Origin of the sequence: Bifidobacterium tibiigranuli (genome assembly GCF_009371885.1) — a bacterium.
Classification (GTDB): domain Bacteria; phylum Actinomycetota; class Actinomycetes; order Actinomycetales; family Bifidobacteriaceae; genus Bifidobacterium; species Bifidobacterium tibiigranuli.
The window spans coordinates 1-12,288 of record NZ_QLZA01000011.1; the positions used below are offsets into that span (position 1 = coordinate 1).

Annotated in this window: 10 protein-coding genes and 1 tRNA gene; 5 read left to right on the forward strand and 6 right to left on the reverse strand. The window is 61.7% G+C overall.

What is annotated here, in order from left to right; translation table 11 throughout:
• Window positions 1-413: 413 nt before the first annotated feature.
• Complete coding sequence (locus DDF78_RS12005; protein WP_154677520.1) at window positions 414-575, forward strand: hypothetical protein; 162 nt, start codon at window positions 414-416, stop codon at window positions 573-575.
• A 230-nt stretch (window positions 576-805) separates the two neighbouring features.
• Here the strand turns inward: DDF78_RS12005 and DDF78_RS09790 are convergent.
• The 3 genes from DDF78_RS09790 to DDF78_RS09800 all read right to left on the reverse strand — a co-directional run bounded on the left by DDF78_RS09790 (window position 806) and on the right by DDF78_RS09800 (window position 3,389).
• Window positions 806-879, reverse strand: a tRNA-Gly gene (locus DDF78_RS09790).
• A 109-nt stretch (window positions 880-988) separates the two neighbouring features.
• Entirely contained in the window at window positions 989-1,501 is a 513-nt protein-coding gene (locus DDF78_RS09795; protein WP_152581555.1) for a holo-ACP synthase, read from the reverse strand.
• 73 nt (window positions 1,502-1,574) lie between these two features.
• Complete coding sequence (locus tag DDF78_RS09800; RefSeq protein WP_152581556.1) at window positions 1,575-3,389, reverse strand: alpha-amylase family protein; 1,815 nt, start codon at window positions 3,387-3,389, stop codon at window positions 1,575-1,577.
• Between the two features lie 68 nt (window positions 3,390-3,457).
• On the opposite strand from DDF78_RS09800, the gene DDF78_RS12465 reads away from it, so the two are divergent.
• Window positions 3,458-3,697, forward strand: a complete 240-nt coding sequence (locus tag DDF78_RS12465) for a hypothetical protein (RefSeq protein WP_415482086.1) — start codon at window positions 3,458-3,460, stop codon at window positions 3,695-3,697.
• 848 nt (window positions 3,698-4,545) lie between these two features.
• A complete protein-coding gene (locus DDF78_RS12140; protein ID WP_237564641.1) occupies window positions 4,546-5,040 on the forward strand; it encodes a cupin domain-containing protein in 495 nt (164 codons plus the stop codon).
• Window positions 5,041-5,094: 54 nt separating this feature from the next.
• On the opposite strand, the gene DDF78_RS09815 is transcribed toward DDF78_RS12140, so the two are convergent.
• Both DDF78_RS09815 and DDF78_RS09820 read right to left on the reverse strand, forming a co-directional pair.
• Window positions 5,095-7,305 (reverse strand): flavodoxin domain-containing protein, encoded by a 2,211-nt coding sequence (locus DDF78_RS09815; RefSeq protein WP_152581557.1) that lies wholly within the window; start codon window positions 7,303-7,305, stop codon window positions 5,095-5,097.
• Between the two features lie 942 nt (window positions 7,306-8,247).
• Window positions 8,248-9,618 carry an MFS transporter gene (locus tag DDF78_RS09820; protein ID WP_152581558.1) on the reverse strand — a complete coding sequence of 457 codons (1,371 nt, stop codon included), beginning with the start codon at window positions 9,616-9,618 and terminating at the stop codon, window positions 8,248-8,250.
• Here DDF78_RS09820 and DDF78_RS09825 point away from each other — a divergent pair.
• Window positions 9,609-10,544, forward strand: coding sequence for an ArsR/SmtB family transcription factor (locus DDF78_RS09825; RefSeq protein WP_237564642.1), 936 nt, complete (start codon window positions 9,609-9,611; stop codon window positions 10,542-10,544). The two genes, DDF78_RS09820 and DDF78_RS09825, sit on opposite strands and share 10 nt — an antisense overlap.
• A 152-nt stretch (window positions 10,545-10,696) precedes the next feature.
• Window positions 10,697-11,137: a cupin domain-containing protein gene (locus tag DDF78_RS09830; RefSeq protein WP_152581559.1), complete on the forward strand. Its 441-nt coding sequence runs from the start codon at window positions 10,697-10,699 to the stop codon at window positions 11,135-11,137.
• Window positions 11,138-11,975: 838 nt separating this feature from the next.
• Here the strand turns inward: DDF78_RS09830 and DDF78_RS11775 are convergent.
• Window positions 11,976-12,113, reverse strand: coding sequence for a hypothetical protein (locus DDF78_RS11775; protein ID WP_154677521.1), 138 nt, complete (start codon window positions 12,111-12,113; stop codon window positions 11,976-11,978).
• Between the last annotated feature and the right edge of the window lie 175 nt (window positions 12,114-12,288).

A 12,288-nucleotide genomic window follows, 5' to 3' on the forward strand; every position in this document is an offset into this window, starting at 1 on the left:
GGCAACAGGCGACGAGCCAGCCGCAGGCACCGCCATCAGCTGGAACGAACTGCACGCCAGCACCCCATACCCTGACAGCACCAGCTAAAAACCAAACCTAAAACACCACGAAATGGCCTATAACCCATACATACACGAAGGCCCCCGAACTATACAGCTCGGGGGCCCCGCGGACTAACAGGGGATGGGCAAGAAACCACCCCACCGGATTCGGCAACGCTCCCTGAAAGTTCTTAGCGCCTGCCGAGAGTGTCGGGAACGTGTGGAAGTGCCGTGTCCAGCATCTCCATCATAACCGATAGTCTGGAACACGTCGAGCGAAATCCTGTGGAAGGGACAAGCACCGACCGTCCGGCAACCGTCGGACGACGCGCCGCACCCTTGCGGTGCGGACTAACAGAAAGGCATTTATTATGCCTAGCAGGAATGAGGAGCCGCATGGCGGTTCCATGTTGTGGCTCTTGGCAGTCCTCGTGATTGTCATCGCGACCAAAGTGGATTCCACTGTGGCCGACATCACCACGCTGGCAATAGCCGGCTGGGCGATGAAGACCCATAGCGCAGGCCGCAACTAGCGGCACACTCAGCCGCCCCGGCCGCAAGACCGGGGCGGTCTCTCATGGCCGTCCAGCACACCCCGAACGGCTACTGGAACGAATACGCCACTGACTGGACTATATAATTTCTGGCCTAATTAACTCGAAAACCAATGACTGAAGCTGCAAAGCAGAGCGAAGACTGTCCGGCCCGAACACGACTGAGGCCGGGAACCCTTGCGGTGACTGGGTTTCCGGCCTTGAAACTGTGGAGCGGATGACGGGAATCGAACCCGCGTAATCAGTTTGGAAGACTGAGGCTCTACCATTGAGCTACATCCGCGTGGGACTGCTCGTGTGCACCGTCCGAAAACCGCAGCGCCGGCTTTCCAGACCGACTGCACAACAAACAACCTGAGTCATTATACATGGATTGCGTCATTGAGCAACCTTTATGCAAGTCCCAGCGTAACTACGGCGGAGGCTATCGGGCCGTCATGACTCAGGGAGATATGCCACTGCAAACCTTTACTCCGCGCCGCCACACCCGGTTCGGCCACACCCTGCGCCTCTACACTCTGCGCCGCCACAGACAGAGATTCCGCCTCAGTCGCAAAACCGAGCGACTCGCGCAGCGTCGCCTCGGCATCCGCTCTGAACACAACATGCGGCCGCGAGCGCGAATCGTCAAGGATCTCAACGCCGGCCCACGGGAAATCATCGAGCGTATACGGATTCGCAGCATCGCCAAGCGCTTCGCACCACGCCTTAAGTACCGCTTCCTTGCCGGCCCAGCGCGCGGCGAGATGCGCCGATTCGCTGTCGTGCTTGACCTGCGCACGCATCGTGCACTGGCGCAGCTCGCGTGCGGAGAACAACTCGCGCATGTGCGACCCCGGCTCGGCAAGCTGGCTGGCGAAGGCGGCGACATCGACAACGTCATGGCCTATGGCAATGAGTTCCATGCGCGTGCCTTCTTTCTGCGTTTTTCACCTGCCCTCTGAGCCATAGGACTCGAAACCTCGACGGCGGCAGACTTCAGCGCCGCACCAGCTTCGCCTCGTAGGCCCCGAGATCGGCGTCCATCGGCCCCATGATACCGTCGCTGCCGCCGAGCCACGCGTGCTGAGCCTGCCCGGTGAAGTTGAACAGGCCGACCAGCGTCTCGCCGTGCGATTTGCGCACGAGCGCGAACACTCCGTCGTTATGCGCGTCCCAGGTCGAGACCCATGCGTCCGGCGCGAAGCAGGGGTCGTCGCGCATCGAGCGCAGCTCCGCCATGCCATCCCACAGCCGGTTTTGCAACGTGCCGGGCTGGGTGCGCAGCGCGGCTTTGCCCCAATCGAAGCGGCTGCGATGCAGGTTGCGGCTGTCCTCAACGCGGTCGGGGTCTTCTTTGTAATCCCAGCCGTTGAGCTGCGCGATCTCGTCGCCGCAGCTGAGCATGGGGAATCCGCGCAGGAAGGCCATCGCCTTGTGCATGAGCAGGTCGCGGCTTACCGCGGTTTCGAGCGCAGGCTTGTCGTGCGTGATCACCGCGCGTTCGACGCCGCACAGGCTCGCCGTGGTGCCGCAGCTGCGCGCGTCGCTGCTCGCGGCATCGTAGTTGTACAGCTCCCCCATCGCCCAGCTGCCGGGCACCGCGCCCTCGTAGAAATGGTACAGAAACTCCTTGTGTTCAAGCGGGTCGATGCCCAGCTCGCGCTCCTTGTCCTCGTCCAGCCCCCAGCCGATGTCGTCGTGGCAGCGCAGGTAATTCACGAACCAGCAGTTGGGCGGCAAGGCGTTGAGCGCATCGGTCTGCGCCTTGAGCAGCCGTGTGTCGCCGTTGGCCAGCGCGCTCCACAGGTTGACCATCATCGAAACGTTGTAGAGCATATGGCATTCGGGCTTCTCGGGCGTGCCGAAGTACGCGGCGAGCTCCTTGGGCGCCATCACGACCTCGCCTTTGAGCACGACGGCTGGGCAGACGCATTCGAGCGCGATGCGCAGCATGCGCACGATGGCATGCACCTGCGGCAGGTTGCGGCAGTTGGTGCCGAGCTGCTTCCAGATATACGGCACCGCGTCGAGGCGCAGCACTTCGACGCCGAGGTTCGCCAGGTGCATGGCGCTGCTGAGCATGGCGACGAGCACCTTGGGGTTGCGGTAGTTGAGGTCCCACTGGAAGGGGTAGAACTGGGTCATCACCCATTTGCCCATCTGCTCGTTCCAGCTGAAATTGCCCGGCGCGGCGCTGGGGAAGACCTGCGGCACGGTGCCGTCGAACTGGTCAGGCACCGTGCGGTCGTCGTAGCAGAAGTAATACGACTGGTACTCGGGGTCGCCCTCCTGCGCGCGCTTGGCCCAGCGGTGCGTGGAGGCGGTGTGGTTCATCACGAAGTCGAGGCACAGACTGATGCCGGCCTTGCGCAGCTTGGCCGTCAGCGCCGCCAAATCCTCGTTCGTGCCGAATGCCGGGTCGACGTTGTCGAAGTCCTCGACCGCGTAGCCGCCGTCATTGTGCGGGTGCGGCATCTGCAGGATCGGCATCAGGTGCAGGTAGGTGAGCTGCTGCTCCTGCAAATAAGGTATGCGATCAGCGAGCGCGTTGAGGCTGCCGGCGAACAGATCGGAGTACATCGTCATGCCGAACATGTCGCCGCGCTTGTACCATTCCGGGTCGGCCTCGCGGGCCTCGTCCAGCTCGCGCAAGTCGCCCGGCCGCGCGGCATAGGCCTCAGCCATCGCCTCTTTCAACGCATCGAGCGCTGATTGGTCGTCGTACAGCCCCATGAACAACTGGTCGAGTTCGTCGCTGCGTTCAGCGAGTCGCGTGCGGAAAACATCGTCGGCCTGCGCTGCATATCCCATGGGAAACTCCTTCGTTTCAGCTCTACGCCCACCAGTGTATCGCACAACGGACACGCGATAAAACCGGTTTGATGTACGCGGAGGCGTTAAGCGCAGAACCCTGTGGGTTCTGCGCAACCGACGCCGAGGCTCCACCAAGGGGCCGAGGTAGCAACGGAGATCCATCAACATCGCATTTCGCGCGCGAGGTCGCCAGCCTCGTCATCTTCACCGACGCCGGCGTGATCGACGAGGAAGGCACCCCCGACGAGATCTTCGGCAATCCCCAGAGCGAGCGCCTGAAGTCCTTCCTCTCGAAGGTGCTGTAAGAGGGGGGGGGCTGGCTACACCCTGCTATATCCCGTCGTCCCGCTATCCCGTTTGAAACGTCACAAGGCCCGCACTATTACGAAGATGGTGCGGGAATTGTGACGTATTCCGGCAGTTATATGACACAATTCCCGCACAAGGGTCGCGATAGTGCGGGAATTGTGACGGTTCGTGACTTCAATGACTGGCCAAGGGCGAACCCCGTTGTTTCCTCGGGCCCTTAGTGGACCCTCGGCATCGGCTGCGCACTGATGATGCCTTTGGTATCGTCCTTCGCGGCCTCGGTGGCCGATCACCCCAGCTACGGACAGCCCGCAGGGCTGTCCGCGTGACGCTTCGGCACCGTGCTGTCTGTTTTACGGCTCAGCACAGCGCTGCCCGCTAATGCCTCCGCCCGAATAAGCGTCACAAGTGAAGTACTCCGCTCCGACTTATACGCATACGGCGCCACCGATAACCGACATACTGCCCCTTTTGTGACGCTACCTAGTGCATCAGCGTCACAAAAGGGGCATTGCTATCCACGCCATCCACGGTGCCGGCTTGGCATTCGTCGACATAATGCCGCCTCAACAACGCTTCCACATATAAGCTCATATATATACATATAAGGTCATATAGGCACTTATAAATTTTTGGTATCTTTCGCGCCAATCGCCAAATTGCCCAAAAAAGACTGCAATGACGCGGTTTCTTCGATAACCCGAATTTTCGCGAAATAAGATATAAGAACTTATAAGGCCGTATAAATTCGCATGCCTGTTCTCTCACCGTGCAACAGCGTTAAGCGAACAGCCAGTACAGTGTTTGCTAGGCTGTATAGCCAGCATATATAAGGAGTAATCAGATGAACGACGACAAGCAGGGGCGCGAAAGCCACAATAGCCGCAATAACCAAGAGGACGCATGCACCCACGAGAATGACCGTGCATGCGGCTGCGGGAGCGGGCATCATGCCGATGCCCATGCGCACGCTCCGGCCCATGTGTCAGGAGGCGTCGATCACCCGGCGACAAAGATGCATATGAGCGAGGTCGAGGATCTTCCGTCCCTGGTCAGCATCCAGCCGGAGGCCACGGTCTCGCGCACCGTGCTGAGCGAAGACGGGCTGCGCATCGTCCTGTTCGCGTTCGACAAGGGCCAGGTGCTCACCGAGCATACCGCAGCCATGCCTGTCATGCTGCAGGTGAGCGAAGGGCGCCTGCTCATCACAGCCGACGGCCGCGACACCGAACTCGTGCCCGGCAAGGTAATCTATTTCAGTACCCGGCTGCCGCACACCGTGGAAGCGATCGAGCCCAGCAAGATGATGCTCTCGATGTTCGACACCCGCCAGCACTAGCCATTATTCGCCGTACGGACGCTCGACTCTACCTTCTGCGCACAGAGGGCATGGTCACACGTGCAGACGGCCATCCGCGCGCAGCCGATTCACATAATCCTCGGCCCATTGCAGGTCGAGGTCGCGCATGGCCTGGCCGAAGAATCCGCTGGCATTCACCACGCCGGGAACCGCGTGTTTACGGCCGTGCGCGGCGGCGAGGGAACGCGTCAGCGCGTCTTCGATGGATTGCAGCACCGCGTGGCCGTGTCCGCACAGATACATGTGCGCCCCGGAGTCCAGCCATTGCAGCAGGTCGTCGCCCAGCCGAGGCAGCGCATCCTGAATATGCTCGCCACGTCTAAACTCGCCGTCATGCCTCGACCAGACTGTATCCAAACGAGAGAGCACGCCGCAATCACGCCACTGTTCAAGTTCGTCGCGATACAAGAAATCCTCATCGGGAGACCGGTCGGCGAAAATCAGCCAATCGCCGATACGACTCTCCTGCGGTTCCGGCTGCGGCTCCGGCTCTGCTGCTGCGCGCTTTCGCACAGCCTCGCGCTCCTGCAGAAAGGCGCGGAACGGGGCGATGGCGCTACCCAGCGCAATCATAATCATCGGCGTGGCATCGTTCTGGGGCATATGGAAACGAGAATTCGGCACGAGCGAAAGCGAAATCCGCGTGCCAATCGGCGCATCGACCAGATACGACGTGCATGCTCCGCGATACTCGCGTCCGCAGGCGCGATACCGCACCGCAGTAATGGTCAGCTCGATGGCGCGGCCGCCCGCGCTCGGCGCGTTCGAAATCGAATACAGCCGTGTATTGCGCGCGGTGAACACATCCAGCAGTTGCTCGGGCGCAAACGCGGCGGGGTAATCCTCAAAGATCGCGGTCACAGGGTGGGTCCGTCCGTAATCGCGAGCCTGTTGCTCGTCAGTCAGCAGCTCCATCAGCCGCGTATTGCCGCCGATCTGCGCATAGCGGGTCATCAGCGCGAGATTGTTCTTCGTCACGTCGCGCGAAGTGCGCAGCGTCTCGTACACGTCCGCCACGCTTGCCGTATCCTGCGGCCGAGCGTTCTGCCCGGGGAAAGCGCAGGAGAACAGCCGCTCCATAATCTCGTCGCTATTGACATAACGCACCGCGACCATGTCTCCCGGCTGGTAGTCGGTTCCCGCGTCCGCCAGTTCCAGCCGGATTGCGAACACCTGCTTGTCCGAACCCTGCTTGTACGAACCCTGTTCATCCGACCCCAGCGCCGTCAGCAATGTTCGACTAGTCAGCACCGCGCTGTATTCGTTGGTTTCGGCATGCGAAGCTGCAGCAGAGGCTTTCGGCGGCTGCGCGAATCCGGGGCTTGGCATGCTGCCTGCAGTTGCGCATGCGCTCGATTCAGCGCGCGCCGAGGGTATTGTCACCGAACGTACGAGTGACGATCGCGTATCCAGCGCAGGCGCGGTCTGCGGCGCTTCCGCAGGTGGCATCGAGGGTGGCAGTGCAGGTGACGATGCAGACGGCATTGCGGCTGCAACATCCGCTGCCGACTGCTGAGGCTGCGTCCACCCTTCGCCGCCGGAGGCGGAAGACAGCTCGCCGCTGCACCCTTCGATACCGTGCCCTTCGCCACTGCACTCTTCAACACCGTGCCCTTCAACACCGAGCTCATTGCGGAGCACCGGAAGGAGCGCATCAATCCACGCGGCGGCGGTGCCCTCGTAGTCGTAATCGCATTCGCCGTGTTCGATCAGCCGCCGACCGCCCAGCTGCTCGTATCGTTTGTCGAATTGGCGGGCCATGCGATTGAAATCGTCGCCATAGTCGCTGTCGCCCAGTCCCAGCACCGCGAAAGCAACGCCATCAAGTGGCGTATCGCGGCACGTCATGACATAGTCATGCAGCTGCTCGGCCCCATACGGCGGCTCCCCCATGCCCTGGGTCGAGGTGACCATGAGCAGGATATCCTCCGAAGCGAGCCGAGCGGTGTCATAATCTGCCGCCTCCACCAGTTCGATGTCGCTCCAAAATTGCGCCACGGCATCTAGCAGCTGCTCGGCCACTTCCAAGGAGTTGCCAGTTTCCGAAGCGGCCAGTATCGTGACGTGACGCCGCTGCGATCCGAGCGCCTCGCTGAGCGTTTCGGTTCCGCCGTGTGTTTCGATTTCGCTGTGTATCTCTGCTTCGCCGCGCATTTCATCTTCGCCGCGTATCCCAGCTCCGCTACCTGCCTCAGCCCCGCTGTGTATCTCTGCTCCGCCGCGCATATCCGCTGTTTCGCTCATCCTGCCCGCCTTTCAGTCATATGGCCCTCCATGTCGGACACGGTCATATATCAGCGCATCCGTCCGCTCCTACTCAACGTGTCCGGCCCGCAGAAAGCGCGAGTCCTCGCTGCCACGCCGAGCGTTCGCACTTGAATCCTGCCGCGTTGACGACTCCATTATGAAGAAGACCGCTGCACACATCAAGACTTGATTTTCCACGATCCTGTGGTAACGGAAATCAGCCGGCCCGTGAGACAAGGAGCACGAAACGTGAGCACAACAGCGGGCGGGTCAACTACATATTCACCGAGCCTAGCGCCGGGCCAGCCACAAGCAAGCGTCGTACTTCTATCGAGAACTCACGCCCAGGCAAGCGCTGCCCGGCCTGCTCTCCCCCGATTCGCAAACTCAGCCTCTTCGCGAACTCATCGAACATCTCAGGAAATCTTGCACAGTCCTCAATGTGAATTTGGTCCCTTCCGGGGGGGCAAAGTTGGCAAAAAGGGCAACTTTGCCCCCCCGGAAGGCCGCATTATTCGGCATCATATTGCTTGTGCGACGAATCCCTTACCACCTATTGCGGTAGACGCGCGGGGAAGCGCCGACACACTGCTTGGACTGGGCGGAGAAGCAAGGCGAGGAATATTCAGTCCAAGCGTCGATCTTCCAAGAGAAGAATCATATCGAGGCCTGACAGATTTATACCATAGTCCATGGCAATGCGAATGCGGAAATGCAGCAATGCATATTCCCCTATTTGCGGCACCATGATTCCAAGTAAAAGCATATATCAGTCCGCCAATGACATAGACGAGCCTTCGCTAGCAAGAGGCCGCGGGAGTCGCAGTCGGCCGGACCAGAGTTTATCCTTCGTTCGCTCGATCCAGCACGGCCTCGGCGCGGGTTTCGATGAAGCCGCGCCGAGGCTGCGGAGAGCTTGTCCTGTGGAGAACAGTGAGCTCAGTGTGCCTGTGCGGTATCCGAGGTTCGCCCAAGGACGCTGGTGACGAGGATGGCGGCGGCGATGAAGACGCCCGATGCGCTCGCGACGGCGAGATGGAAACCATCAAGGAACGGCCCGGTGGCGACCATGGTGCCCAGAACCGCCACGCCGATGACGCTGCCGGTCTGGCGTGCCGCGTTGATCACGCCGCCTGCGAGCCCGGTGTACTGGGGCGGGGACGCCATGACGGCCGCGGAGGTCACGGCGGGCATGGCGAACGCCATCCCGAATCCGCCGATGAAGGTCAGCGCGGCGACCACCGGATAAGGCGTGCTCGCGGTGACGCGGACGAGGCTGGCGAACCCGGCCGCGCCGACGAGTAGGCCGATCAGCGTGGTGGGGAACGCGCCGATCCTCGCGGCGGCGCGCCCGCCGAGCGGGGACGCGATCACGCCGCTGCACGCCTGCGGGGCCAGGGCGAGGCCGGCGAGCCATGGCGCAAGCCCAAGGTAGTGCTGGAAGAACAGGGAGAGGACGAACAGCTGGCCGAAGAAGCTGATGTTCAGGGCCAGCCCGACGAGGCTGGCCACGGTGAACCGCGGGTCCCGGAAGATGCCCATGGGCAGCATCGGACGCCTTGAGCGCCGTTCGGCCAGCGCGAAGCCGGCGAGGATGAGCAGGCCGCACACGGCCGCGATGATCGCGCCAAGCGCCCAGCGGGTGTCGCCGCCTGAGATGATCCCGTAGGTCAGGACCGCCAGACCCAGCACACAGAGGAGCTGGCCGGGCAGGTCGATCCCATGCTCCCTGCGGGACTGGGACGCCGTGGCGGCGGGCAAGCCTTTCCAGGTCAGCCAGAGCGTGGCGACGACAATAGGAAAGTTGACCCAGAACACGGCGCGCCACCCGATCCAGGAAATCAGCGCCCCGCCCAGCACCGGCCCCACGGCGGCGGCCACCGCTCCGGCCCCGCCCCACAGGCCGATGGCGCGGGAGCGCTCGCGCGGATCATCGTAGATGCCGGAAAGCAGAGCCAGGGAGCCGGGCACGACCGCGGCGGCGCCAATGCCCTGCACCGCGCGTGCGCCGATCAGGACCGCCCCGTTCGGCGCGAACGCGCACACGGCGGACAGCGCGCCGAACAGCGCGAGACCGGCAATGTAGACGCGGCGCGCGCCGAGCCGGTCGCACGCGGTCCCGGCCGTCAGGAGCAAGGCGGCGAACACGAGCGTGTACGCGTCCACGACCCATTGCAGAACCGGGACCGGGGCGTGCAAGTCCGATCCCATCGCGGACAGGGCCACGTTCACGATGGTGGTGTCGAGCATGACGATGAAGAAGCCCAGCAGCACCGCGGCAAGCGCGGCGGGACGGCGAGATGAAGTCAATTCCGCACACCTTTGCATCGGGCAATCGCGATTCTCGCGTGACCGGTTTTCCTGCGAGGGAACATGCCGTCGTATTGGCCACGATATCGTCGTCGTTGCCCTATTTGAATATTCATCATCGCTTCCTTTCATGCGAATGGGGCGGCAAAGCCGTCCGCATACAAGTCTCCCGCCATGACTGTTCGGTGCTGGCCGAACAATCGCGGGGCGATAATGGTGGCATGTCGAATCGAGTCTTCCCGGAGGCGCTTCCGGACATCGCCGCCAGCGCCGCGGTTCTCGCCGACCCGTCGCGGGCCGCGATGTGCGCCGCGCTCATGGACGGGCGCGCGTGGACCGTCGGCGAACTGGGCGCGTACACGGGCCTGGCACGCTCCACCGCCAGCGAGCACGTCGACGTGCTCGTGGGCTGCGGGCTGGCCGCCGCAGTGCGGCAGGGACGGCACCGCTACATCCGGCTGGCCGGCGAGGACGTCGCCAACGTCATCGAAGCGCTCGGCGTGATCGCCGGAGGCACGCTTCCCACGCCGCCAAGCCTGCGCGCATGGACCGCGAACAAGAGCCTGCGCGAGGGACGCACCTGCTACAGGCACCTCGCCGGAGCCCTCGGCGTGCGCCTGTCCGAACAGCTGGAGGCGCACGGCTTCATCGACGACCACTGGCAGCCCACCGCCAGCGGCATCCACCTGCTGGACTCGTGGGGAATCCTCACCGACCCGGTGCCCTCGGGCGTGCAGTGCATGGACTCCACCGAGCGCCGCTTCCACCTGGCCGGACCACTCGGCACGGCAATCTGCCAGGCATTTTTCGCCCACGGATGGGTCGCACGCTTGCCCGGCAACAAGCGCGCGGCCCAGCTCACGCCATCAGGCAGCGCAGCCCTCCGCGCCGCCGACCTCAACGTAGACCAGCACAGCGATTCGTAAGACGACTCAGCGACGGCCAATGGGCGGGAAGCATCAACGGAATAAGGGAATCGGTATGCATTGCATTGCCGCAGCGGATACACCCCGCTCAACATGGCAGGCGATACACACCATCAACGGAACAACATGTAAGCGAAAGAAGGCAACGAATGATGAGTGACTATCAGGTTATCAGCATCGGAGCGCCCGACCACTGGCGAGACCATTTCGGCGGTTTCAACTCCGATTTGTCACGTCAGGGAAGACGCATCGTCGATCACGAACTGACCATGCAGTATATCAGCATGACAGCCAACGCTCTCGAACCAGGAGAGGAAGCCGGCTACTGGCACAAGCACTCCAAAATCGAGGAGCTCTACGTGTTCCTGGAAGGGCGAGGAGAGATGGGGCTCGACGACGACGTGATTACGGTCGGCCCCGGCACGGTCGTGAGGGTAGGGCAGAACGTCCTACGCACATGGCGCGCACTCCCGGACAGTGAAACGGAGCTGCGCTGGCTTTGCATCCGAGCAGGAGGCGAGCCTCTGCCGTCATTCCCGGACGATACCGGCCGCGAGCCCGGCCGCCCAATGCCCTGGGCGCAGACCGCCTGAGCCGTCCCTAGACAGATAAGCACTAGGCATATAGGCAATCTCCTTCACCGGACGACTTGGGAAGACTTCCGACAGACCCCCGGCGCGGATCACATGTCTATTGCCGAACAGGCCACAAACACTTGCCTTTGCGGCGTTGTCTGTCAAGCAGTAGCGGTCATCCAGCGCGGTCGGGCTCTCGCCAAGCGCACTGCGTGCGACAGCACAGAAACCAACAGCGAATGCGATCGTTGCCTCCCCAGAACGGCGACCCAGAAGCCAGGAACACCACCGATGCTGGCGACGAGAATGCCAAGGAGCGCGACGCCGATGACAAAGCCGGATGACTGAATTATGACGGGGTCGCCCTGATTCACTCTGATTCAACTGACTGTCCAGCTCTGACTGTCGTTCATTAGGCACTTTTCACCGCCCAACCGCCCGAACAGAGATTTCGTGAGCAACGCCATGCGCTTAGAATCGGCGGAATTTCAACAATCACGTGAAGTGCATGCGGGGCATGTACTTGGGGCAAGTGCCTAATGAACGAAAAAACTACCTAATGAACACTCCACGACAGCTCAGCGACGGCACTTGCACCTGGTGCAAGCACGATATTCGTTCATTAGGTAGTTTTTTCGTTCATTAGGCATTTCTCAAAATAGACGTCGAATCCGGCGTGGAGCATTTTGGCGGAATAACAACGTTTTCAAGAATCGACTCAAAGTATATCGGCCCGTTCAAACGTGCAATCTGCGCAAATGTGCCTAATGAATTTCCCACAGCAGTATAAATAGCGGAGCCGTTAAGCGGAGAGCCCAGTGCTGAGCCGTAAAGCAGACAGCACTGTGCCGAGGCGTTAAGCGGACAGCACTGCGGGCTGTCCGTAGCTGAGGTGAGCGGCCACCAAGGCCGCGAAGGACGGTGCCGCAAGCATCGTCAGTGCGTAGCCGACGCCGAGGGCCCACCAAGGGCCCGAGGTAGCAACGGAGTTCACCTTGAATCATTTACTCATGCACACGAACTGTCACAATTCCCGCATCAACTCGACCCTTATGCGGGCGTTGTAACGTAAAACCGCTGTTATACGAAACAATTCCCGCACCTAGTCGACCTTAGTGCGGGAATTGTGACGTTTGCCGGGCCTGAAACGTTACAACTCCCGCGGCGGC

What these genes read in the sequence shown, in the direction of transcription:
- DDF78_RS12140 (WP_237564641.1), top strand. Translation starts at nt 4,546, where the DNA reads ATGAACGACGACAAGCAGGGGCGCGAAAGCCACAATAGCCGCAATAAC.
- DDF78_RS09815 (WP_152581557.1), bottom strand. Translation starts at nt 7,305, where the DNA reads ATGAGCGAAACAGCGGATATGCGCGGCGGAGCAGAGATACACAGCGGG.
- DDF78_RS12005 (WP_154677520.1), top strand. Translation starts at nt 414, where the DNA reads ATGCCTAGCAGGAATGAGGAGCCGCATGGCGGTTCCATGTTGTGGCTC.
- DDF78_RS09795 (WP_152581555.1), bottom strand. Translation starts at nt 1,501, where the DNA reads ATGGAACTCATTGCCATAGGCCATGACGTTGTCGATGTCGCCGCCTTC.
- DDF78_RS09830 (WP_152581559.1), top strand. Translation starts at nt 10,697, where the DNA reads ATGAGTGACTATCAGGTTATCAGCATCGGAGCGCCCGACCACTGGCGA.
- DDF78_RS09825 (WP_237564642.1), top strand. Translation starts at nt 9,609, where the DNA reads ATGAAGTCAATTCCGCACACCTTTGCATCGGGCAATCGCGATTCTCGC.
- DDF78_RS09800 (WP_152581556.1), bottom strand. Translation starts at nt 3,389, where the DNA reads ATGGGATATGCAGCGCAGGCCGACGATGTTTTCCGCACGCGACTCGCT.